The organism is Pedobacter sp. Bi27 (genome assembly GCF_918698255.1).
In the GTDB taxonomy this organism is placed as follows: domain Bacteria; phylum Bacteroidota; class Bacteroidia; order Sphingobacteriales; family Sphingobacteriaceae; genus Pedobacter.
In genome coordinates this window covers 343,284-368,780 of the sequence record NZ_CAKKMW010000005.1, presented here as the reverse complement: position 1 = coordinate 368,780, position 25,497 = coordinate 343,284, and the positions used below count along the sequence as shown (strand labels likewise).

Genomic DNA, 25,497 nt, shown 5'->3' with positions numbered 1-25,497 from the left:
AGCTGAAAATAAAACCCATGCCTTTTTGAAATTCAGGATCGGTGGGTAGTATGAATAGACTTTCTTCTCTCTCGTAAACCATTGCTGCACAAAGGTAATAGTTATTTAGATTAATTCCAATTAATTAATATTCCTGGAAGATTTAAAAATTATAAATGCTACATTTTTGAAGGCAATTTGTAATTTAGCGAACTAACCAAAAAATTCATAAGATGATAAATAAAGTGGTATCTGGAGCTGAAGAGGCTATCAAAGATATATCAGATGGTGCTACCCTTATGCTCGGTGGTTTCGGGCTTTGCGGTATTCCAGAAAATTGCATTAATGCTTTGGTAAACAAGCAGGTGAAAAATTTAACCTGTATCTCTAATAATGCTGGTGTTGATGATTTTGGTATTGGTTTAATGCTAAAACAACGCCAGGTTAAAAAAATGATTTCTTCGTATGTAGGTGAAAATGCCGAATTTGAAAGGCAACTGCTAAGTGGCGAACTTGAAGTAGACCTTATTCCACAAGGTACTTTGGCTACGCGTTGCCTGGCAGCCGGATATGGTATGCCTGCAATTTTTACCCCTGCGGGTGTGGGTACCGAAGTGGCAGAAGGCAAAGAAGTGCGCAATTTTGATGGCAAGGATTATTTAATGGAATATGCTTTTGATGCTGATTTCGCTATTGTTAAAGCTTGGAAAGGTGATACCGCTGGGAATTTGATCTTCAGGTCTACCAGCCGCAACTTTAACCCTATAATGGCTATGGCAGGTAAAGTAACCATTGCCGAAGTAGAAGAATTGGTAGAAGCTGGCGAATTAGATCCGGATTATATCCATACACCTGGTATTTATGTTCATCGGATTTTTCAAGGGAAAGATTATGAGAAAAGAATCGAGCAGCGAACGGTGAGGAAGGTTCAATAGTTCATTGGTGGTTCATTCACTCATTCGAAATTCTTTCAATCAATCATTAAAAAAATATGTTTTCAAAAGAAGAAATCGCACAGCGTATTGCTAAAGAAATAAAAGACGGATACTATGTTAACCTTGGTATTGGCATACCTACTTTGGTCGCCAATTATATTCCAAAAGGAATTAACGTCGTGTTACAGTCTGAAAACGGCTTATTGGGTATGGGGCCATTTCCTTTCGAAGGAGAGGAAGATGCCGATTTAATTAACGCAGGGAAACAGACCATCACCACCTTGCCAGGATCGTCTATTTTTGATTCGGCAATGAGTTTTGGGATGATCCGTGCGCAAAAAGTAGATCTGACTATTCTGGGAGCAATGGAAGTATCAGAAAATGGAGATATTGCCAACTGGAAAATACCTGGTAAAATGGTGAAGGGAATGGGAGGGGCTATGGATTTGGTAGCATCGGCCAAAAATATTATTGTGGCGATGCAACACGTCAATAAAGCCGGAGAAAGTAAATTATTACCTAATTGTACTTTGCCTTTAACTGGTGTAAAGTGCATCAAAAAAATTGTAACCGAATTGGCGGTTTTGGATATTCTGCCCGAAGGTGGTTTTAAACTTTTGGAGCGTGCAGCAGGCGTAAGTATCGAATTTATACAACAATCTACGGCTGGAAGATTGGTAATAGAAGGTGAGATTCCTGAAATGAGGTTGGATTAATTGGTGATTGATTTTAAAGAAAGGTCGTCATTCCCGCGCAGGCGGGAACCACGAAGTGCTCAGCGAAGCTAATCTTAATGCACCCTGTAAACCCTATCAAGACATTACGATTCCTCGCACAAAAAGAAGTCAAGCTTTTAAAGCTTGACTTCTTTGAAGTTACTGTATATCTACTAAAATACTATTCCTTAAATCGTTGGAGATATCTTCTGTGATACCGATAATTTCTTCGGGTTCGTTGGTGTTGTTCATTATTACCTTATTACACTGTTCGCGATACGGCAATAAATATTCTTTATAGGCTGGCACTACATGGTTGTGCCATTTGTACAATACATCATCTTCAGGGTAACCACGTTCCAAGCCATCGCGTTTTATACGGCGATCTAAAGCTACCTGTTCATCTGCATCAACAAAAATGGTATGATCCAACAGGGCGGCAATTTCTTTAAAGTGGAGAATAAAAAGACCCTCAACAATAATAATAGGTGCCGATTTAATCTCCAAAATTTTAACAACGGCGAGTGGATTATTGAAGTTGTATTCTTTTTTATAAACAACCTCGCCACTCATTAACTGTTTAATGTCTCTTAAAAACTGTTCGCTATCAATGGTAGAAGGGAGGTCGAAGTTGTATAACTTGTTTTCTTCCTGTGTCATCTCGCCCGCTGGGATATAATAGTCATCTTGCGATACGAGTGTTACTTCATCCTGTTTAAAATGATGAAGAAAACAGTTTAAGAAAAATGTTTTACCCGATCCACTACCACCGGCAATACCAATTATAAATGGCTTTTTGTTCAAACTCATTGAGCACTATATGTTAAATTGCAGAAAAAACGTTTGTCTAAAGCGCCCAATGAATCGGCTACAGCTTTAGTCATTACAATTATAACATCTTTTGTGGATTCGTTCTCCGTAAATTTACCAACAACTTTGGCAAAGGTAGTGCGGTTGGTCATTGGGTTGGTAATCTTAATTACCCTGCCCACAGGTGCTGTACGGTGTAAAACCAACATTTTTGTTCCATCCAGGTCTTGGTCTGCAATCCAAACTGCGGTTCCTTTTTCTTCGATCTGACTTAAACCATATACGCTCGGGTCGCGGCGAAGTTTAGGGTCTTTAACCATGGTGCTATCTGGTTCGTTTTCCTGCTCTTCTTTCGATAAATCATTTACCGATTTAGGCTGTGGCGGTTTAGGAATAATCAGTTTCTGATCAATTTTAATTGCGTTATCTTCCAGTTTATTTGCTGTTCTGATCTGATAAGCAGTTAAATTGTATTTTTTAGCAATGGTAAAAATGTTTTCTCCAGTAGCAACGGTATGAATAAAACTTTCTTCTTTTGTTGCTGGTGCGTCTTTAACTTTTGCTTCTACCTCTTTAGCTTTTGCTTCAGCTTGTTTTTCTTTCGGAACCTGAACATCTGTAATAATCCCTCCCGGTACTTTTAAAACCTGTCCAATGGTAATGGCGTTATCAGGCAAATCGTTCAGTTTTCTAATCTGGTAAGCGGTAATGCCATATTGTTTAGCGATGGTGAAAATAGTTTCGTTCCTTAAAACAGTATGTGTGCCGGCCGCATCTGTAGATTTGTTCTCCTGAACAGGTTTTTCTTCAGCGGCAGATACTACTTTGTTCTCATCAATGTTTTTAGTTGCCGGAATTTTAAGTTTCTGACCGATACGCAAGTTATTTCCTGAAAGATTGTTGGCTTTTTTTACTTCTTCAACAGTAGTGCCGTATTTTTCGGCTATTTTGCCTAAAAACTCCTTAGGCGCAACAGTATGCTCAATCATGGTTTGATCAGCAGATGATGTATTGGCTTGAGGCGTTTCTGTATTATTCTTCGCTGGTGGCGTTACCGGAGCAGCTGTTGCAGTTTGTTCTCCATTTTTAGCAGGGATTTTTAAAACCTGACCGATACTCAAATTGCTGCTGCTCAGGTTGTTTAAGGCTTTAATCTCATTAATGGTTGTGCCATATTTTTCGGCGAGCATGTTTAGATTTTCTTTTGGCTTGATGGTATGCTCTATTATATTGCCAGTAGAAGCGCTTTGATTTTGTGTGCTGTTAGCTGATCCTGTTGCGGTAAAAGGAATATTTGTTGGAACTTTAATGATTACCCCAACCTGAAGGTATTTATTGTCATTAAAGGCCATAATCTCTTTAGGAGAAACATTATACCTTCTTCCTATTGAATAATAAGTGTCTTTTGCTACAGTTTGATGAACGATCAGTTTTTTGCCTTTATTATTTTCTACACCGATAGAGTCTCTTGCTGTGTTGGCTTTGGCATTTGCAATGTTTAAGGCAAATAACACTACAGCAGATAAATATATTTTATGCATTTATTTTATGTAAATTTCTAAGTCAAAGGGAGCAATTATACGAATAATATTGTTAATCAGTCTATGTTCAGCTATTCGTTTTTAAGTAAAAATAAGATGACTTTAATAGCTTAATATCGATATGCCATTCATTAACAAATGTTTGTAAAATTGTTGTTCCCTATAATAATTGAATATTAAACGATCTAATAAATAACGTATTGTTCAAAAGACAAAATTGAGCAAAACTTTTATAAATTTGGGTTGTTACGTAGACATCAAAAACATCATAAATAATAAAAAAAATGGACGCTAAAGAAATAAGCTTAAACGAAAAAGAAGTTAAACCAGTTGTAGATCTTTTGAACGATTATTTGGCTAATTATCATATTCATTATCAAAAACTAAGAGGTTGCCACTGGAATATTAAAGGTCAGAACTTCTTTACTTTACATGTTAAGTTTGAAGAATTATATACCAATGCACAATTAACTATTGATGAGATAGCCGAGCGTGTATTAACCTTGGGTAAAGCACCGCATAGCCGTTTTGCCGATTATATAAAAGAATCTCAAATTAAAGAAATTGATACCATTGGCCTTAAAGATCTTGATATGGTTGATGCCATTTTAGATGATATGGCTGCATTGATCGAATTGGAAAGAGAACTTTTAGAAGCTACAGATGCTGCCGGAGACGATGGTTCTAACGATATGGTTAACCGCTTTATGCAGTTTAAAGAGAAAAATACCTGGATGTTGCGCGCTTTCGCAGGAAAGAAATAATATAATTTAGGTGGTTAAAAGCCTCATGTAAGTAGCTTTATTGTAAAATCTACTTATATGGGGCTTTTTTGTTTCTGAGAAAATCTAATTATTTATCTTTGGGCATGGCATACAAAAGTTTAGCAGAATGTGTATCCGATCTCGAAAAGCACGGTCATTTAATCAGAATAAAAGAAGAAGTAGATCCCTATTTAGAAATGGCAGCCATCCATTTAAGGGTTTACGAAAATAAAGGACCAGCAATACTATTCGAAAAAGTTAAGGGAAGTCCTTTTCCTGCTGTTTCAAACTTGTTTGGGACATTAGAGCGATCGAAATTTATTTTTAGAGATACTTTACCAAAAGTACAACAGCTGGTATCGTTAAGGAATGATCCCATAAAAGCATTAAAAAATCCATTTAAATATGCGGGTTCTGCAATGTCGGCTTTATCGGCCTTGCCACTTAAAACACCTTCTGCAAAAAGAAAATTTTTAAAAACAAGTATCAGTCAATTACCACAAATTGTAAACTGGCCTATGGATGGTGGCCCTTTTGTTACCATGCCGCAGGTTTATACTGAAGATATAGATAAACCAGGCGTTTTAAATGCAAATCTGGGCATGTATCGCATCCAATTGGGTGGTAACGATTATATCCAGGACCAGGAGATCGGGTTGCACTATCAGATCCATAGAGGGATTGGTGTACATCAATCAAAAGCCAACGCCCTCGGCCAACCCTTAAAAGTGAGCATTTTTGTCGGTGGACCCCCATCACATCCTTTAGCCGCAGTGATGCCTTTACCGGAAGGATTATCGGAAATGACATTTGCAGGTGCATTGGGCGATAGGCGTTTCCGTTATTTTTATGATGATGAAGGTTTTTGTATCTCTGCAGATGCCGATTTTGTTATTACCGGAACGGTTTATCCAAATGAGAATAAGCCAGAAGGGCCTTTTGGCGATCATTTGGGGTATTACAGTTTAACGCATCCTTTTCCTTTGATGAAAGTGCACAACGTGTATCATAAAAAAGATGCCATTTGGTCGTTTACGGTTGTTGGTCGTCCGCCGCAAGAGGATACCAGTTTTGGGGCTTTAATCCATGAAATTACAGGCTCGGCCATACCACAGGAAATTCATGGTTTAAAAGAAGTTCATGCGGTTGATGCGGCTGGCGTTCATCCTTTGCTTTTTGCTATCGGCAGTGAGCGTTATACCCCATATTTAAAAGCACGCAGACCTCAGGAAATATTAACCATAGCGAACCATATACTGGGGAAAAATCAATTGAGTTTGGCCAAATATCTGTTTATTGCAGCCAAAGAAGATGATCAGCATTTAAGCACGCACCATATTGAAGCATTTCTTACGCATATTTTAGAACGGATCGATTTAACGAGGGATGTTCATTTTTATACCAATACTACAATTGATACACTTGATTATAGCGGTGATGGATTAAACAGCGGATCGAAGGTAGTAATTGCGGCGGCAGGAGACAAGCAGCGTGAACTTTGGAATAAGATTCCTGAAGGACTGAAATTAGGCGACGGATTTTATCAGCCGAAAATAGCCATTCCAGGCGTTTTAGTTTTAGGAAGTGACAAATATTTAAGTCCGGAGAAAACAGCTGCTGAAATTGCTTTATTGAATATGGCTTTGATCGATCAGGATTTATCGGGCTTACCTTTAATTATATTGGCAGACGACGCAGAATTTACGGCTAACACTATTGATAATCTGGTTTGGGTCGCTTTTACAAGGAGCAACCCGGCGGCTGATATTTACGGTATTAACGATTTTACCATTAATAAACATTGGGGCTGTAAAGGTTCTTTGATTATCGATGCGAGGAAAAAGCCTCACCATGCACCTGAATTGATCAAAGATGAAGCTGTAGAAAAAAAGCTGGATGTTTTGGGCCAAGAGGGTGGAAGCCTGCATGGACTAATTTAGTCGAATAATTAAAATAAAAAATTGTTTCTTAAGCATACTTAGGCTATGCTTTCAACTTCTGGGCTAATTACTTTTTTATTGGTGCTGATTTGTGTACCTTCAAATCGCTTAGTTTAACCAACCAAAAACGGTGCTGAAAATCTGATTATTGCGAACAACAATCAGTAGGGCCGGAAAGCCTAAACATCTCACAAATTACTTCAACATCTGCTCCCAGGTTCAAAATTTTATTTGATCGGTTAAACAAATCACAGTTTATTAACGTATTTACGACTATTGTAACATTTGTGTTAATTTTTGGGCAATACGTGTTAAAATCATCGTTCTATCTGGCTTCTTATAAACCTAATTTTGGTCATATTACTAACTAAACTGAATACAATGACCAGATTAAAGATTACTTTGTTCATTTTGACCATGCTCTGTTGCATACAGATTTATGGTCAAACGTCGCTGATTAGTGGCAAAATTACAGATGCATCGGGGCTGCCAATCCCAGGCATATCGGTAAAAGTTAAAGGAACCGCTATTGGCACCTCTTCCGATGCGAAAGGGATCTTTTCAATTAAAAGTGCAAGTCCAGCTACACTGGTTTTTAGTGGAATTGGTTATACAACCAAAGAATTTGCTTATAGTGGGCAAAGCAACATAACCATAACATTAAGTGAAGACCAGCAAAGCCTGAATGAGATTGTGGTAACTGCCTTAGGGGTGAAACGTGATAAGCGAAATTTGACCTACAGCTCGCAGGAGGTAAAAGGCGATCAGATTACCCAGTCGAAAGAGCCTAACCTGGTAAATGCATTGGCAGGTAAAGTTTCTGGTGTACAAATTACAAGTTCGTCGGGTACGCCAGGCAGTTCGTCGCGTATTGTAATCAGGGGGGCTAATTCTCTTTATGGCAACAATGAAGCTTTGATGGTAATTGATGGTATTCCGGTTAACAATGATGAAACCGGTAACCTCAACTCCGGTCCCGGCACCAACCGGATTGCCGATCTTGATCCTAATATTATTGAAAGCATTAATGTGCTAAAAGGTGGTGCTGCAACAGCGTTATATGGATCTGATGGTGCAAAAGGAGTAATTATTATCACAACAAAAGCCGGTAGCCTGAATAAAAAGCCTGGTATCAGCTTTTCTTCTTCTTTTTCAATGGAGAAACCGCTGTTGCCAGAAATCCAGAATAAATATTCTCTTGGCTCAAATGGCGTATATTTTGATGGTGTGAACCAAAAAACGAGTACATCGTGGGGGGCGAGAATGGATACCTTAAAAATTAACGGCCAGCCTGCACAGGTATATGATCAGTCTGATTTATTCTTTAAAACCGGAAAAACATATACCAATACAGTAGCCATAAACGGGGGTGGAGCTTACAACTCTTATTTTATATCGTATACCAATTTTGCGCAGGATGGAACGGTACCTAGCACTTCGTTCGACCGGAATACCGTTTTTGGTAAATTCACCACACAAATTGTTAAGGATCTGAATGTTACTTTCTCCCTAAATTATGCCAATACCAAAAACCGTCGGCTACCTGAAGGTTATGCCTTGGAAAGTCCGGTGTGGACCATTTTTTCTGCCCCAGTTTCTTATGATCTGCAACCTTCGGTAAACCCTGATGGAAGTCAGCGTTTATACCGTTTCTCTCGCAATAATCCTTACTGGGTGTTAGATAATATCAGCAATACATCAGTTGTGAACCGTTTTCTGCCGACATTTACAGCCGATTATAAACCCTTAAACTGGTTAACCATTACTGAGCGTTTTGGTGCCGATGTATATGTTGAGCAAGGTAAATACACCGAGTCTTTACTGTCGGTCTCTAATCCTAACGGAAGAATTGTAAATAACAATACTAATTTCAGACAGTATAATAATGATTTGATACTGAACGCCAATAAAAGTTTTGGTGATTTTAATGTCGAAGCCTTACTGGGTAATAACCTTATTTCGACATATTCGCAAAATGGCTATGCCAATGGCTTAGGAATCACCATTCCAGGTTTTAATAATATCGGTTCTGCCTCTACTGTTAAGTTTACAGAAACCAGTTACCTTACGCGGAAAATAGGCTTTTATCTGCAATCTAATATCGATTATAAAAAGTTTATTATCTTGTCTTTAACAGGCAGATACGATGGTACTTCGGTTTTGGCTAAAGACAACAGCTTTTATCCATACGGTTCGGCTGCAACAAGTTTTATTTTCTCTAATTTCTTTTCTAATGGCCTTTCTGAAGTGATGAACTTTGGTAAACTAAGGCTTTCTTACAGTACGGTAGGTAATGCAAGTATAGGCCCATATAGTTTACTTACTCCCTACGAATCGCAAACGATTAGAAATACTACTTTTCCTTATCAAGGACAATCGGGTTTCTTAATCAGCCAGGTACTTAGCGATCCAAACCTGAAAAATGAACGTATTAACGAGTTTGAAGTTGGATTAGAAACTGGTTTCTTTAAAAACCGTTTAGGCATTGAGCTTACCTATTTCGATAAGCGGACTAAAAATGGTATCATTCCGTCGGTGGCTTTGGCGCCATCTACAGGTTTTAACGCAACAAGTGTAAATTCTGCAGCTATGCGCAACCGGGGTATTGAGGTTCTGTTAAATGCAAAACCAATTTCGACCCCGGATTTTAGCTGGGATTTAACGATAAATTATAGCAGAATCAGAAACAAAGTGCTTTCTATTTACAAAGACCTGAAACAGGTTGGCAATGGTTTCACCTTTATTTTTGTAAACCAGCCTTACGGTGTAATTTATGGTACCCGATATGCCAGAAATGCGGCTGGTCAGCTGCTTACTGATGATGGAGGCCTTCCTTTTGCCGCCGATGAACAAGGTATAATTGGCGATATCAATCCGGATTGGATGGGTGGTATTGTTAATAATTTCAAGTATAAACAATTTGCGCTTAGTTTCTCTTTTGATATGAAAAAGGGGGGCGATATTCAGAATAACGTAGATGGTTATGGTTATTTCTATGGTACACCTAAAGTTACCGAAGATCGTGGACCACGTATAGTTGAGGGCATAAATGCTACAACAGGTTTGCCAAATACGGTTTCAGCTACAGGGCAAGCTTATTATCAACGTGCTAACAGTGTTCTCGAATCAGTAATTCAGGATGGAACCTATGTTAAATTGCGAAACGTAAGTCTGGGTTATAATGTTAAACCGGCCTGGTTACAAAAAACACCTTTCAAAACCATCGGATTTCAGGTAACCGGACGAAACCTTTGGATTTATGCGCCACACTTTACTGGCGGAGATCCGGAAGTAAGTTCATTTGGTTCATCAAATGGTTCGCAAGGGATTTATTCGTTCTCAACGCCAACATCAAGATCTGTTGATTTTAGTTTGAAACTTACCTTATAACCCTTAACAATTAGAAAGAAATAACATGAAAAAGATATATTTTATTTTAGGCTTTGCCCTTATGGTGGCAGCAGCCGGATGCAAAAAATACCTGGATGTGAATGAAGATCCAAACAGACCGATTGATGTTAAAGAATCGCTCATGTTACCACCTATACAAATGCTGATTTCCCAAAATATCAATGCATCAGGCGATGGGAATTTAAGTGTGGTGTTGCAACAATATTTGCAGGTAATGGCACTCAACCAGGTGGCACCAAATTTCGGTACTTATCTGATGTATAATGTCGATATGGATGGCGACTGGAACAATGTATACGTAAGAACATTAAACAACCTCAATTTATTAAAGGTTAAAGCTGTTGCCAACGGCAATTTTAATTATGGTGCCATTTCTAAAATTCTTACAGCTTATACTTTAGGTTATGCTACAGATGCCTGGGGTGATCTTCCTTACAGTCAGGCTTTTTTAGGAGTAACACAGCCAACGCCAGCGTATGATAGTCAGCAGCAGATTTATGTTCAGATTCAAACTTTACTGGATGATGGAATAGCCGATATTGCAAAAAATGCTGGCCTTAAACCCGGAAGCGACGATTATATTTATGCAGGCGATATGGCAAAGTGGAGAAAATTGGCTTATACATTAAAAGCACGTTATTACATGCACCTGAGTAAAGCACCTGGAAATACAGCTTCTGGGCAGGCACAGCTGGCTTTGACTGCACTAACTAATGGTATGCAGAGCAATGATGATGATGCTAAAATTGCATTCAGTGGTGCGGCAGGGGCAGAAAATCCATGGCAGCAAAATTTTCTACCAGGTACTACATTTGTGCTTGCCAACACCTTTGTTGATGCTTTTACTACCAGAAACGATCCAAGATTAAGTAAAATGGTTAAACCCGCCAAACAAACCGGTTTATATACTGGCCGGCAGATCGGTTTAGATGAAATTGGAAGTCTGGAGGCTTACTCAATCCCTGCCGATTTTTACGCAGGTGCCAGTGCTAATAATTACCTGGTCAATTACACCGAGGCATTATTCATAAAAGCCGAAGCCACGCTGGTGGTATCGGGTTTTGCAGCTGCACAACCTATTTATCAGGATGGTATCAAACAGCACATGACCAAGGTAGGGGTGAGCACAACTGATATGGATACGTACATTGCTTCGCGGGGGACACTCAGCAGTACAAATGCACTCCGTTTAATTATGGAAGAAAAGTCGATTGCAAACTTTCTTAATGCTGAAAATTATACAGATTGGCGCCGTACAGGATTCCCGGTTTTAACCAAAGTTAAAAATGCACTCTCTGAAATTCCGAGAAGGGTACTTTACCCAAATACCGAAATTACAGCAAATCCACAACCGCAACAAAAGGCTAAGATTACCGATAAGTTATGGTGGGATGTTAATTAAATAAGTGATAGTTAGTTAATAATGTTGAGGATACCCGATTGGGTATCCTTTTTTATTGTAAAAAGCGCCAGTTCTCTAGTAGAAAACTGGCGCTTCTTTTCTTAATTATGTAAGACAGTTATTATTAAAATCTTACCCCAAAGGTTAAGAATACGTTGTTTCTATTGCTTTTAACATCTGCAACAGGCTCGCTGTAATCATCTAATAAATATGGACTTGAACTGAAGTTTGTTTTGTAGTTCTGATACGCTAAATCGAAATAATAGTTATCTATGCGGTATCCAATTCCTCCGGTGTAGTATTGACCCTGATAAAATTTATTGTCGCCACCTTTAACACCATTTCCGTTTACCCCGTAACCACCTCTTAAGCTAAATTCGTTCGTCACTTTTACTTCTGCACCAACTCTGTAGTTAACCGCTTCTTTATAAGATTCTTTGATAAAAGCATTGTTGCTATTGATTGTTGAAAGATCAGAACCGTTAGAATCTGAAAAACGCATTGAAGCATAATCTACATAATCAACATCGGCTGAGATTAATGCGGTACCTGCTATTACATAGCTAATACCGGCCGAAGCTTTTAATGGCGTACGTAAATTATAACTGAAAGTGTAATATTTTGTCGGATTATTTGAGTTAGAAGGTGCATTTGTTGCATTTCCAGCTAAATTTGCCTGTAAAGTTTCGCTTGTATTATCTTCAATGTTCATCCAGGTGGGGGTCTGGAAATTTATACCAATTCTTAATTCATTAACCGGTCTGAAAATCATACCTAGTTTTAAGTTAAATCCACCACCTTTGGTTTCCTGATTTCTGAAATGCGTTAAGTTGTAATTTTCATTTCCAGTATATGCAGGGATTGGTAAGCCATCATCAAAAGTGTTCACTATCCCCGATTCGGTGAAAGTCGCATCGCTAATGTATTTCACATTTACAAAACTAGCGGTTGCGCCAATGTATACCTTGTTGCCAAAATTAAGGGCACCCGCAACGTTAAATTCTGATGTTGAACCTAATCTGGATTCATCCCAATTTTGTTTGAAACTCGCGTTGTTATAAGGTTCTGCTGAATATCCATTTGGGAAATTGGGTGCATTTTTATTAATTAAATAGCTATTATACGCATCTCCGGCTATTGAATTATCAATTCCACCACCATTGGCCTGATCTACATACGAATCTCTTATCGAGCTGTTTGTGTTGGTACCGCCATAGTTAATGTTATTTAAGAAATCGTTATTTCTTGTATAGCTTAAACCGAATACCGTACTTACCAATCCTTTATTTACATCAGCTCCCTTTATTTTTGCTGCTGGACTGTAAAATACAACACCAATGTTATTCAGGTTAATCTGGCTTTTATCAGCTTTGCTATTGTTGCCCAGGTATGCGCTATTGTTTGATACAGAATTAAATTCAGGAGTTAAACTAAACTCAGATTTGGTAAATAAGCCTAATCCGGCAGGGTTTGCGTTAATTGAACCAATATCTCCTCCAACTCCGATTTGTGCACCACCCATTCCCTTAAATCGGGCAGAACTACCATAATTGGTTTGAGAAAAGCGGAATGCATCAGGGGCGTAACTTTGGGCATACGTTGTTCCCATAGCAGCTACTGTAGCTACTAGTGAAGCTAAAATATATTTTTTCATGTTGTGTGTTTAAATTTAAATTAACCTCTTCCTGCTCTTGATGGTCTTGAACCGCCACCACCGCCACCGCCGGTTGAACCACCGCCACTATTTCCGCCGCCATTTGATGGTGGTGGTGAATAACTAGGTCTGCTTTCGGTTCTGGTAGGTGGAGTATAGGTTTCGTTTCTGGTAGGCCTGCTACTTTGTGTACCTTGAGGACTATAATTATCATTCCTGGTAGGTCTGCCAGCTTGCGAGCCCTGAGGTTGTGCATAGCTGCCATTACCTTGGTTTCTACTTGGTCTTCCAGCATTAATATTTGGCGCATAACCTACACCGTTTGGATTTGTAACACCAGATCTGCTCGGTCTACCTGCATTTCCCGCATTGCCGTTTCCATATCTTGGCGTGCCTCTATCATCACTTCCAGGTCTTGGTCTGTTGTAGCCTCTATTGGTATACACACCGCCACCATAGTATCCGCCGCCAATACCCCAGCCTCCGCCGTAGTATCCACCGCCCCAACCATAACGGTCGTAATAAGAGTTAGGTCCCCAAGAGTTCCATCCATATGGATTGTTCCATCCGTAGCCAAAGTTACCGTAATAGAAGGGATTGCTCCAGATGCTGCCATAACCAAAGCTGCCGCCCCAGCCCCCTAAACCGTATCCGCTGTTCCAGCCGAGGCCATAACCCAAGTAGTTTGAAGGGCCATAACTGCTTCCATAGTAATAATTATCAAAATAAGGGTCGTAATAGCCTTGAAAACTGTAACCATTATAAAAACGGTTTATTCTAGATGAGTAATCCATATCGTAATAAGGATTACTTGTGCCATAATATTCATCATATTCTTCCTGTCCCTGAGCCTGATATTGCTGGCCTTGTCGGTTCTGGGGTTGAGGTGCTATTTCAACCTCCCTGGCTTTTGCCACAGAATTATAAACATCATCAGCTGGCTTAGTTTGAGCCAGTTTTGATGTAGCGCATGATGCCACCAACCCTGCGGCGGCAATCATAACAATGGGTAAAAATTTAATTGGTTTCATTGTGTTTATATTTAGTTGTGTGTGTTCACGAATTTAATAAACAAGTTTCAAAAGTAAAAATTATTAACTATTTATTTAGTCAAAAAATGGTATAAAATAATTGATATTATTTTGTTAATCGTTTGTAGGCATAAATTTATAAATTTGCCGTTGGATTTTACACTTTTTAACATACAAATTACGTTCCAAATACATAAGATGAGCAAAGAAATTACAAGTAGAGAAGCAGATTATTCCCAGTGGTATAATGATATCGTATTAAAAGCAGATTTAGCAGAGCATTCTGCCGTGCGTGGTTGTATGGTTATCAAGCCAAATGGCTATGCTATATGGGAAAAAATGCAGGCTGTTTTAGATAAAATGTTTAAGGATACAGGCCATCAAAATGCCTATTTTCCATTATTCATTCCAAAGTCATTTTTCTCTAAGGAAGCTTCTCACGTTGAGGGCTTTGCGACAGAATGTGCGGTTGTAACGCATTATCGGTTAAAGAATGACGGCAACGGAAATATTGTCGTAGATGAAACAGCCAAATTGGAGGAGGAATTAATTGTCCGCCCAACCTCCGAAACCATTATTTGGAATACCTATAAAGGATGGATCCAATCATACCGTGATTTACCAATATTGATCAATCAATGGGCGAATGTGGTAAGATGGGAAATGCGCACCAGGTTATTTCTGCGAACAGCCGAATTTTTGTGGCAAGAGGGCCATACCGCACATGCTACAGCAGAAGAGGCAATTGAAGAAACAGAACGTATGTTGCATATCTACGCCGATTTTGCTGAAAATTGGTTGGCAGTTCCGGTAATCAGAGGCCGTAAATCGCCGAATGAGCGCTTTGCTGGTGCTTTAGATACGTATTGTATTGAGGCCTTGATGCAGGATGGTAAGGCTTTACAAGCAGGTACATCTCACTTTTTAGGCCAGAATTTTGCTAAAGCTTTTGATGTCAAGTTTACCGGTAAAGATGGAAAATTAGATCATGTATGGGCTACTTCATGGGGTGTTTCTACACGTTTAATGGGTGCTTTGATTATGGCGCACAGTGATGATTCTGGATTGATTATTCCACCAAAATTAGCACCAATACAAGTGGTAATTGTTCCGATTTATAAAGGTGATGAGGATCTGGCGAGAATTTCTTCATACGTTAATGAATTAACCATGCGTTTAAAAGGTTTAGGCGTTTCGGTGAAATATGATGACAGGGATACACAACGGCCTGGATTTAAGTTCGCTGATTATGAGTTGAAAGGTGTGCCAATCCGTATTGCTATCGGCGGTCGCGATTTAGAAAATAAAACCGTAGAAATTGCCCGTAGAGATACCAAGGTGAAACAAACTGTACCTCAGGAAGGATTGGATATTTACATCATCAAACTATTGGAAGATATTCAGCAAAGTATGTTCAACAAAGCTTTGGCTTATCGCGATGAGCATATTACAGCAGCCAATAGTTATGAAGAGTTTCAGGAATTGTTAGATACCAAAGCTGGTTTTATTTCAGCGCATTGGGATGGGACACCGGAAACTGAGCAAAAGATAAAAGAAGAAACAAAAGCAACCATTCGTTGTATTCCTTTAGATAATAAATTAGAAGATGGCGTTTGTATTTATTCAGGAAAACCATCTATCCAAAGGGTACTGTTTGCAAGAGCATATTAATTAGACGTGAGATATGAGACATGAGATGTGAGAGGGAATAAATCTCACATCTCATGTCTAGTGTCTCACATCTCAAATCTCAAAAAAAAATGAAATTCGCAACTAAAGCTATACATGCAGGTCAAGAGCCTGATCCAACCACAGGTGCTGTAATGACACCGATATATCAAACCTCTACTTATTGGCAGAAATCTCCTGGAGACAATAAAGGCTACGAGTATTCGAGAGGAACAAACCCGACGCGTAAAGCTTTGGAAGATTGTTTAGCTGCTTTAGAAAATGCTAAGTATGGTCTGGCTTTTTCGAGTGGAATGGGGGCGACAGATGCCGTATTGAAATTATTGCAGCCTGGCGACGAAGTGATTACCGGAAATGATTTGTATGGTGGATCGTACCGGATCTTTACCAAAATATACACCAAATACGGAATCAAATTTCACTTTCTGGACCTATCTAAGCCAGAAAATATATTGCCCTACATCAATGATAAAACCAAATTGGTTTGGATAGAAACCCCTACTAATCCTACCATGCAGATTATCGATATTGAAGGGGTGGCAAAAATCACAAAAGAGAAAAATTTAATCCTTACCGTTGATAATACATTCGCATCGCCTTATTTACAAAACCCGATTGATCTGGGCGCTGATATTGTGATGCATTCGGTAACCAAATATATTGGTGGCCACTCTGATGTGGTAATGGGTGCTTTGGTAACAAATGATGAGCAATTGTATAAAGACCTTTGGTTCATTTACAATGCCTGTGGTGCAACACCGGGTCCGCAAGATGCTTTTTTAGTATTGAGGGGTATAAAAACGCTTCACCTTCGGATGAAAGCACATTGCGAAAACGGAGCGCGTATTGCACATTATTTAAAAACACATCCAAAGGTTGATAAAATTTATTGGCCGGGTTTTGAAGATCACCCTAATCATGATGTAGCTAAAAAGCAAATGCGTGGATTTGGCGGTATGATTTCGATTACCTTAAAAGGTGCTGATCTGGAAGAAACTTTTAGAATCTCTTCTAATTTTAAAGTATTCACATTGGCTGAATCATTGGGCGGGGTAGAATCACTAATTAATCACCCTGCAACGATGACACATGGCTCTATTCCGAAAGAAGAAAGAGAGAAGGTAGGTGTTACCGATAACTTGCTCCGTTTAAGCGTTGGGGTAGAGGATATCGACGATCTTTTAGAGGATCTGGCAAATGCACTGGCATAATATTCGAGCGGGCAGATAAAATATTTGCCCGTTTTTTGTAAAGCAAGTCCTATTCTAAAATTAACGGTAGCCCGGCTTTACACTAAATCTTTTTTGTTTAGGTATCTGCTTTATCAACATCAGCGGAACAAAAAAGGATACCGTTTCAATCCGGTTTAAATGGCAACAATTGTGCTGCTATTTACGTCTAAAAAAGCTAACGATGCAATTTCTTGAGTTAAAGAATTTTCTGGATAGTAAAGTTGAACAATATAATCAGCCAAACTTTATAGCAAACGACCCGGTTTGTATTCCGCATCTTTTCGAAAAAAAACAGGATATAGAAATTGCGGGCTTTTTTGCTGCGGTTTTAGCCTGGGGCCAGCGGAAGACAATTATTAATAAATGTAAGGAACTGCTGGGCCGTATGGATAATGCACCCCATGATTTTGTTGTTAATCATACCGATAACGATTTAAAGCGCTTACTGAACTTTAAACACCGCACATTCAATGATACCGACTTACTTTATTTTATTTCGTTTTTTAAGCAGCATTATCAAAACTTCGACAGTTTAGAGCAGGCATTTGTACCAAGGCAAGATGTTTTTCGGACTGATTATTTAGAAGTTTCATCTATAAAACCGGAGATAACATATGCCTCGGAAGTGTGTTATGCTGCTGAGCTTAACTTCTCGATAGAGCAGGCATTGAACCATTTCAGACAGTATTTTTTCTCCTTAGAAGATTTTCCTCATCGCACGAAGAAACATATCTCCTCGCCAAAGCAAAAATCTACCTGTAAACGTTTAAATATGTTTTTGCGGTGGATGGTTAGGATAGATCAAAAAGGTGTTGATTTTGGTATCTGGCATACACTTCAACCAAAAGATCTAATCTGTCCCTGCGATGTGCATGTTGATCGGGTAGGACGCTTGCTTGGACTGATTAATAGAAAGCAGACCGATTGGTTGACTGCAATTGAATTAACTGACAATTTGAAGCAGTTCGATCGCTCAGATCCGGTGAAGTATGATTTTGCATTATTTGGATTAGGAGTAGAAAAATTACTTTAAAGTTTGAGAATTGAGAAAAGTCAAAAAAAAATTCTTTTTTCAATTCAATCTTCCTATACTTACGTAGTGATCCTGCTTCGGTTTAGTAGGATTATGTCTATCCCAATGTTTCGCTATGATCGCAGTTAATTTATCTGATGAAGATAGGTGGAAGAAATATAATAATTTTTCTCCTCTAGTCTCAATTTTTAAGAAATTCCATCCGCTTAATGATGAAATGGAAAAGCGGATTAACCAGCATACCTTTCCGATCAGCTACAAAAAAAATAAATACCTTGTTTCACCTGTAGACCGTAACAAATTCCTTTTTTTAATTATTAAAGGTGTAGTTAGGGGTTTTATTAAGGATGGGGACAACGAGATTACCACATGGATTGCCAAAGAGAATGAAATTGTGGGTACCATACGTAATTTGTGGATAGATGGCGATTCGGATGAGTATTTACAGGCATTGGAAGATGTAGATTTAGTTGCTATCCCACATGTATTATCAGAATATCTTTACGAAAATTTTCCTGAAGCGAATATTGTTGGCAGAAAGATGATGGAATTATATTACCGTTCGGCAGAGGAACGTGCTTACCTGTGCCGGATTTCGTCAGCCGAAAAAAGATACAAACGGTTTTTGCTCTCATTCCCTGATTTAATTAACCGGGTTTCTTTAAAATACATTGCTTCTTTTTTAGCCATCAGACTCGAAACATTGAGTAGAATTAGGGCTAAAATTTAATTCTATATTATTTTCTTGTTTTAAAGTAAGAGGTAGCATTTTAACGGGTCTTAAGCCCTTTAGTAAAAGGAAGTAATACCACTGAGCAAACAGCTTTATACAGCCAAGACCGCATTATTACCTTACCGCTGGCCTTGTTTTCCGCTTATGGAAGATTTTCAGGTTAAACCTTCTTTCCTGTTAAAAGATGATCGCGGAAGCCCCACAAGTTTGGATCTGAATGATTTTTGATGATCAAAAATTTTATCTGGGTAGGCCGTTCTTACTGTACAGGAATAAAGCTGTATGATAAAAACTATTTGTAGCGTGATCTTACACCTAAGAACTCGGGCCGTAGCGGCGATACAGATTTTTCCGCTATGGTTACAATTTCTCAATTGGTCCGCTACAGGGCTACAGCAACGGTATATATGGATTTCCTTATCATATTCGTTCATTAAGCAAAATGTAAGATTGATAACTCCAAGGTAGTTTTAAACAAAACTGTAAACTTGTGTATTATAATATTTACGCATTTAAACGAAAAATTAACTACAATTGCGTACAAAAAAATAACTTTTTATTAACTTGCACAATATTCTTAAAATAATGAAGACAAAAAATGCCGTAAGTACTTTTACTGTGCTCATCGCTGATGATCACGAGATCATCCGCCGTGGATTAAAAGGTTTAATATCAGACTTTTGGCCTGGTGTTGAAATTATTCATGCATCTACCCTAGAGCAGGCGCTTGTTGAAACAGAAAAATCGCCGAGTTTAATCATCATTGATGTGAACTTGCCCGGAGGTAACAACCTTAAAGTAATCGATCAGATTAAATTGGTTCAGCCAAACGCAAAAATCTTGGTATTTTCATCTTTGAATGAGAATATTTATGCTGTTCCGTATTTAAAATCGGGTGCATCGGGTTACTTAACTAAAAATGCAGAAGAATCAGAAATTGTAACCGCTATTACTACCATTTTAGCAGGCAGTCGCTATTCGAGCAGAAATGTTAAGGAAAACATGTTCAACAGTATATTAGGTAACGATGCCGATAATCCTTTTACCAAACTTTCGGGTAGAGAATTAGAAGTAGCAGAATTACTAACAAAGGGGATTGGGGTATTAGAAATTTCTAATCAGCTAAATCTACAGATGGGTACAGTAAGTACTTATAAGTTGAGACTTTTCCAAAAGCTGAAAATAAAAAGCATTATAGAACTTGCTGAAAAGATGAGTATCTACGAAAGATAAAAAGAGTATTTACTCTTTTTATCTTTTTAAGTTTTTTTGTTTTTATCTACAGTACCAGGCCCACTCTCTCCTGATTCGTTAGGTGTGGAGCCAGCCTGACCAAATTTATCTGAAGAACCCTTTCCGTTTTGATCGAAGGAGGCCTTTCCCTTTGAGCTTCCTTTATTTTTACGCTCTTTTTCTACCGTGTTTTTATTGTCTTTAGTTTTCATGGGATAAATGTTGATTACTATCTAAACATTTTAGAACAGTCAAAGTTTTAATGTTCTGATGAAAATCGGGGGCATTTTTGTTTCATAGCCGGTGATCTGCCGATTATTTCAACTGACACTTGTACTAATATCTCATTAGCTTTCAATCAGTTTGTCAGTCTGAGGGATAATTTATTGTATAAAAATCAATATGAATGACGCATATCTTTTTTTGCCCAGAGGCTCATCCTTGCCTCGGCTCGCCGCCGCCGATGGGGCTCTTTCTTTTTGCTGTCAAAAAGAAACAAAAAACACCGGCTGAAAATTTTTCTTTCAAAGCTAGTGGGTTGGCTGGGTCGGCGGAGCCCGAAAAATTTGTTAGGCCGGATTTAAGTAGAACGGGGATACCGTGCTATGGCCTAGCTGGATGGAAATGCGACAACGGCTAAAATATTGATTAATAGCTGTTTATGAAATAACATCAATGGTAGCGTAGTCGACAACCTTCTTTGCCATATAAATATAAGCCATATGAGCTTATATTTTCTTCAATGCCTTATATGGTTAAAAATGCCTGTATTACGGTCACGCAACTCGCGGATAGTTGGCGAGGACACCAGCCATCAATCGTTTAATTCCTGCGCTGCGTCATTCCTATCATAAGTTCCTATGGATCAACCTAAGGGATTGGGAGCCTGATTCTGTGCTTTTCCGTGGCAAATCCTTCGAGCAAACTCAGCATAATAAAGTGTAGGATATTAAAGCTAATTTTGTTAGTATTTTGTTTAAAATTAATCGATTTTAATTTTCTTTAAAACTAAAAATATTAGTATTTTCGATCTCACTCATCCTTATAATACGAGAATGGATAAAGAAAGGCAGATTATTCATATGGATCAGGATGCATTTTTTGTGTCGGTAGAAATCAGAAAAAATCCCAAGTTATTGGGCAAACCCGTAATTATCGGCGGCGGCGGCGATAGGGGTGTAGTAGCTTCTTGCAGCTACGAAGCGCGCCAGTACGGCATACATTCTGCAATGCCCGGCAGAACGGCAAAATTGCTGTGCCCCCAGGCTATATTTTTAAAAGGTGATATGGAAGAATATTCCAAGGCATCACATGATATTACCGAAATTATTGCCGATAAAGTTCCCCTTTTTGAGAAAGCCAGTATTGACGAGCACTATATCGACATGACAGGCATGGACCGCTTTTTTGGTTGTATGAAATTCGCGTCAGAGCTCAGACAGAACATTATCAAAGAAATGGGCTTACCCATTTCCTTTGGCTTGTCGATCAATAAAACCGTAGCCAAAATTGCCACGAACGAATCTAAGCCTGATGGCGAACGGCAGGTTACTTTTCCTGAATTGCGGCCCTTTCTCGATCCTTTGGCTATCCACAAAATTCCGGGTATCGGTCATGCTACCTATAAAAAATTAAGCGAAATGGGTGTCCGCGAAATCCTTACGCTTACCCAGATCCCACAACAGCTCATGTTTAAAATACTGGGGCAGCATGGCTTAAGTTTGTGGCAAAAAGCAAATGGGATCGATCTTTCTCCCGTAGTGCCTTACCGCGAAAGGAAATCTATTGGTACACAGGCTACCTTCGAAAGCGATACCATGGATATGGCCAAACTAAAGGCCATTATAACCGGAATGGTTACCGGCTTAACTTTTCAGCTGCGCAACCAGAAAAAATTAACCGCCTGCATTACCGTAACCGTGCGTTATACCAATTTCGAAACGGTTACCCAGCAAGAACGTATTCCCTATACCTCGCTCGATTCGTTTTTAATCAGTAAAGCACATAGCCTGTTCGAAAAGGTGTATGCAAAACGGATGCTGTTACGGTTGGTAGGCGTAAAACTTTCGCACCTGGTGAGCGGTTACGAGCAGATTGGTTTATATAATGTTGCCGAAGAAGAATATAGTCTTTACCAGGCCATGGATAAAGTACGTAACCACTATGGTGCCGAAGCAGTGGTAAAAGCCTGTATTGTTACCCAGCCACCCCGCGATGAAACGGGGAAAATAATCAAGTACAATCCACGCAAAAAGAAAATATTGATCGAAAACAAACCAGAGGAAGAACAGCAGGAAGTAAAGAAACGATCGAAAATTAGAAGTTTTATGAGTGAAAAAGGAACAATAGGTACTAAATCTTATGATTAGCGATGTTTTTAAATATCCATTCTTCTTATAGCCTAAAGTATGGCACACAGCGCATTGATCAGTTAATTGCTACAGCCCGCAGTTTGGGTATCCACCAAATGGTACTTACTGATATCAATAACTCAACTGGAGCGGTAGAGTTTATTCGCGAGTGTTATAAACAAGGCATTGCCAAAGAAGCTGACGAAATACACAAAGGCAATATTCCGTATCAGATTAAGCCGGTAGCGGGGATCGAGTTTCGAATTGATAATAAATTGTTGTATGTGGGCATTGCGAAGAATAAAGAGGGAATGCGTGAGCTGAATGAATTTTTAAGCCACCACAACATCAACCATATTCCGTTACCCAATATTCCACCCGAAATGGAGCATGTTTATATCATTTATCCCTTTCAAAAATCTTTTAACCCAGTACTAAAAGCAAATGAATTTGTAGGTATCCGAGCCAAACAGCTCAATCTTTTGTACAAACATCCACTTTTAAAACAGAAAGAAAAATTGTTGGTGTGGCATCCTGTTACCGTTAGCGATAAGATCACCTACCGCCTGCATGAATATTTTAGGGCGATCGAGCTCAATATGCTTTTAAGTAAAGTGCCCGATGAGCAAAAATGTGATCCGGATGAGTTCCTGATTCCAGAAGTAGAACTAACCCAGCAATTTGAACAGTATCCCTTCATTGTTCAAAATACACAGAAACTGATAAACAGCTGCGATTTAAGTGTTTATTTTGAGGATGGTCCTACACCTACTTCTAAAAACAAGTTTTTTTATACTGGAGATTTCGAAGGAGATAAAAAAATGCTTCGGGAGTTGGCCGAAGAAGGGCTCAGATATCGTTATGGTGAAAATAATACAGAAGCCATTGAGCGTTTGGAGAAAGAACTCCGGATCATTGAACTTAAAAACTTCTGCGCCTATTTTCTCATTACCTTCGATATTGTAAGCTATGCCATGAATAAATGCGGGTTTTACCACGTTGGCCGTGGCTCGGGTGCAAACAGCATTGTAGCTTATTGTTTGCGCATTACCGATGTAGATCCGATTGATCTCGATTTGTATTTCGAACGTTTCCTGCATGAAAAACGGACAAGTCCGCCAGATTTTGACATCGATTTCTCCTGGGACGAAAGGGAGGTGATACAACGTTATATCTTTGAACGTTATCCCAAATGGCATGTTGCTTTTTTAGGCACCATGAGCACTTTTAAAGATCGTGCAATTATCAGGGAAATCGGTAAAGTGCTGGGTTTACCTAAAGGCGAAATAGATAGTTTTACAGATCCCACAAAAGAACGTGAAAATTTACTGAATGCTACTTACCAGAAATTGCAGGCCGTGTACCGATACATGAAAGGAATGCCCAACCAGCGTTCGATTCATGCCGGAGGAATTTTAATTTCTGAAGAACCGATTACCTATTATACAGCCTTGGATATGCCGCCAAAAGGTTTCCCAACCGTGCAATGGGATATGTACGAAGCCGAAGCCATAGGTTATGAGAAATTCGATATTTTAAGTCAGCGGGGTATCGGGCATATCCGTGAAGCTGTGCAGCTCATTAAAAAAAATAAGGGAAAGGATATCGACATCCACGATTTTAAAACTTTTAAAGAAGACCAGAAATTGAACGGTATTCTTAAAGAAGGGCAGCCCATAGGGTGTTTTTATATCGAATCGCCGGCTATGCGCCAACTGCTCAAAAAACTGAAATGCGATAACTATCTTACCCTGGTGGCTGCCAGTTCCATTATCCGTCCGGGCGTGGCCAGCTCAGGCATGATGAAATCCTATATTGAACGCTATCACGCACCAGATAAAGTAGTATACCTCTGCGAAGTGATGAAAGAACGACTTAGCGAAACCTATGGGGTAATGGTTTATCAGGAAGATGTGATCAAAGTATGTCATTATTTTGCAGGTCTAGATCTTGCAGATGCCGATATCCTTCGTAAAGCCATGAGTGGTAAATATCGGTCTAAACTGGCTTTTGATGAACTGGTGAACAAATTTTTCGTTTCAGCCAGAAAAGAAGGGCACTCAGAAGAACTCATTACCGAAGTTTGGCGACAGATTTCTTCTTTTGCCGGTTACAGTTTTTCAAAAGCACATTCAGCCTCTTTTGCAGTAGAAAGTTACCAAAGCCTTTACCTTAAAACTTATTACCCTATGGAATTCATGGTAGCGGTACTGAATAACTATGGTGGTTTTTACAGTCGATGGGTTTATGTGCACGAACTGCAAAAAACAGGAGCAAGGGTGCATTTACCCTGCGTTAACTGTAGCGATGATGTGGTAAATATAAAAGGCGAAGATGCTTATCTGGGCTTCATTGCCGTTCAGGGCTTGGAAGAAAAAATCATCAAAATTATTCCGCAAGAACGTGCTGCAAATGGTTTGTATATAGATCTCGAAGATTTTGTAAGGCGGACCTGCATCTCATTAGAACAGGCCATTATTTTAATCCGTTTGGGCGCCTTGCGTTTTACCGGGAAAGATCGGAAAACCCTGCTTTGGGATGTACATAACTACCTTGGGTTTAAACAAAAAAAAGTGAATCATGCCGAACTTTTTAAGCTGAGTTACAAAACCTATCAGCTCCCCGAATTGGCCGATTCCGAACTCGAAAATGCTTACACGGAATTAGAGTTATTGGGATATCCGCTCAATTATAGAATGTTCGATTTTTTAAAAACACCTTATCGTGGCGATGTTATGGCGGTCGATCTGCACGAACATTTGGGTAAAACGGTAAGAATGGTAGGGAGCTATGTTTGCGAAAAAACGGTACACACCATTAAAAATACCAAAATGTGGTTCGGTACTTTTTTAGATGCCAACGGCGATTTTTTTGATACGACCCATTTCCCCAATAGCACACCTATGTATCCTTTTAAAGGAAAGGGCTGTTACCTTATTTTAGGTAAAGTGGTAGAAGATTTCGGCTTTCAGAGTATCGAAGTTTTAAAGTTCGCCAAACTGGATATCCAGATGAACCCAGTGGCGATTGATTAAATAAATTG

The 25,497-nt window shown here is 39.0% G+C and carries 18 protein-coding genes; 13 read left to right on the top strand and 5 right to left on the bottom strand.

From position 1 onward, the window contains the following. The first annotated feature begins 212 nt into the window (after positions 1-212). Positions 213-914: a CoA transferase subunit A gene (locus LQ227_RS18700; RefSeq protein ID WP_215127968.1), complete on the top strand. Its 702-nt coding sequence runs from the start codon at positions 213-215 to the stop codon at positions 912-914. A 56-nt stretch (positions 915-970) separates the two neighbouring features. Then, positions 971-1,630 carry a CoA transferase subunit B gene (locus LQ227_RS18695; protein ID WP_230150514.1) on the top strand — a complete coding sequence of 220 codons (660 nt, stop codon included), beginning with the start codon at positions 971-973 and terminating at the stop codon, positions 1,628-1,630. Between the two features lie 159 nt (positions 1,631-1,789). On the opposite strand, the gene LQ227_RS18690 is transcribed toward LQ227_RS18695, so the two are convergent. Then, complete coding sequence (locus LQ227_RS18690; RefSeq protein ID WP_036669687.1) at positions 1,790-2,434, bottom strand: uridine kinase; 645 nt, start codon at positions 2,432-2,434, stop codon at positions 1,790-1,792. 2 nt (positions 2,435-2,436) lie between these two features. After that, complete coding sequence (locus LQ227_RS18685) at positions 2,437-3,981, bottom strand: LysM peptidoglycan-binding domain-containing protein (RefSeq protein ID WP_230140019.1); 1,545 nt, start codon at positions 3,979-3,981, stop codon at positions 2,437-2,439. 284 nt (positions 3,982-4,265) lie between these two features. Between LQ227_RS18685 and LQ227_RS18680 the strand changes: the two genes are divergently transcribed. The 4 genes from LQ227_RS18680 (at position 4,266) to LQ227_RS18665 (ending at position 11,498) form a co-directional block, all read left to right on the top strand. Continuing rightward, positions 4,266-4,745, top strand: coding sequence for a Dps family protein (locus LQ227_RS18680; protein ID WP_230140021.1), 480 nt, complete (start codon positions 4,266-4,268; stop codon positions 4,743-4,745). Positions 4,746-4,849: 104 nt separating this feature from the next. Next, on the top strand, positions 4,850-6,685 hold the full coding sequence (locus tag LQ227_RS18675; RefSeq protein ID WP_230150511.1) for a UbiD family decarboxylase: 1,836 nt from the start codon (positions 4,850-4,852) through the stop codon (positions 6,683-6,685). A 381-nt stretch (positions 6,686-7,066) separates the two neighbouring features. Further along, positions 7,067-10,075, top strand: a complete 3,009-nt coding sequence (locus LQ227_RS18670; RefSeq protein ID WP_230140024.1) for a SusC/RagA family TonB-linked outer membrane protein — start codon at positions 7,067-7,069, stop codon at positions 10,073-10,075. 25 nt (positions 10,076-10,100) lie between these two features. Then, complete coding sequence (locus tag LQ227_RS18665) at positions 10,101-11,498, top strand: SusD/RagB family nutrient-binding outer membrane lipoprotein (protein WP_230140026.1); 1,398 nt, start codon at positions 10,101-10,103, stop codon at positions 11,496-11,498. Between the two features lie 124 nt (positions 11,499-11,622). On the opposite strand, the gene LQ227_RS18660 is transcribed toward LQ227_RS18665, so the two are convergent. Both LQ227_RS18660 and LQ227_RS18655 read right to left on the bottom strand, forming a co-directional pair. Next, entirely contained in the window at positions 11,623-13,152 is a 1,530-nt protein-coding gene (locus LQ227_RS18660) for an OmpP1/FadL family transporter (protein WP_230140028.1), read from the bottom strand. A 20-nt stretch (positions 13,153-13,172) separates the two neighbouring features. Next, positions 13,173-14,183 (bottom strand): hypothetical protein, encoded by a 1,011-nt coding sequence (locus tag LQ227_RS18655; protein ID WP_230140029.1) that lies wholly within the window; start codon positions 14,181-14,183, stop codon positions 13,173-13,175. Positions 14,184-14,381: 198 nt separating this feature from the next. Here LQ227_RS18655 and proS point away from each other — a divergent pair, with 198 nt between their 5' ends. The 5 genes from proS (at position 14,382) to LQ227_RS18630 (ending at position 20,103) form a co-directional block, all read left to right on the top strand. Then, entirely contained in the window at positions 14,382-15,854 is a 1,473-nt protein-coding gene (proS, locus tag LQ227_RS18650; RefSeq protein ID WP_230150509.1) for a proline--tRNA ligase, read from the top strand. 53 nt (positions 15,855-15,907) lie between these two features. Beyond that, positions 15,908-17,083, top strand: coding sequence for a cystathionine gamma-synthase (locus LQ227_RS18645; RefSeq protein ID WP_256450317.1), 1,176 nt, complete (start codon positions 15,908-15,910; stop codon positions 17,081-17,083). 202 nt (positions 17,084-17,285) lie between these two features. Beyond that, positions 17,286-18,137, top strand: a complete 852-nt coding sequence (locus LQ227_RS18640) for a TIGR02757 family protein (protein WP_230150507.1) — start codon at positions 17,286-17,288, stop codon at positions 18,135-18,137. 115 nt (positions 18,138-18,252) lie between these two features. Next, on the top strand, positions 18,253-18,867 hold the full coding sequence (locus tag LQ227_RS18635; RefSeq protein WP_230140036.1) for a Crp/Fnr family transcriptional regulator: 615 nt from the start codon (positions 18,253-18,255) through the stop codon (positions 18,865-18,867). Between the two features lie 588 nt (positions 18,868-19,455). Continuing rightward, positions 19,456-20,103, top strand: coding sequence for a response regulator transcription factor (locus LQ227_RS18630; protein WP_057934807.1), 648 nt, complete (start codon positions 19,456-19,458; stop codon positions 20,101-20,103). A 26-nt stretch (positions 20,104-20,129) separates the two neighbouring features. Here the strand turns inward: LQ227_RS18630 and LQ227_RS18625 are convergent, their stop codons facing one another. Then, complete coding sequence (locus LQ227_RS18625; RefSeq protein ID WP_230140038.1) at positions 20,130-20,315, bottom strand: hypothetical protein; 186 nt, start codon at positions 20,313-20,315, stop codon at positions 20,130-20,132. Between the two features lie 843 nt (positions 20,316-21,158). Between LQ227_RS18625 and dinB the strand changes: the two genes are divergently transcribed. Beyond that, positions 21,159-22,472: a DNA polymerase IV gene (dinB, locus tag LQ227_RS18620; RefSeq protein ID WP_230140039.1), complete on the top strand. Its 1,314-nt coding sequence runs from the start codon at positions 21,159-21,161 to the stop codon at positions 22,470-22,472. A gap of 2 nt (positions 22,473-22,474) precedes the next feature. Beyond that, a complete protein-coding gene (gene dnaE / locus LQ227_RS18615) occupies positions 22,475-25,489 on the top strand; it encodes a DNA polymerase III subunit alpha (RefSeq protein WP_230150505.1) in 3,015 nt (1,004 codons plus the stop codon). Positions 25,490-25,497 lie beyond the last annotated feature (8 nt).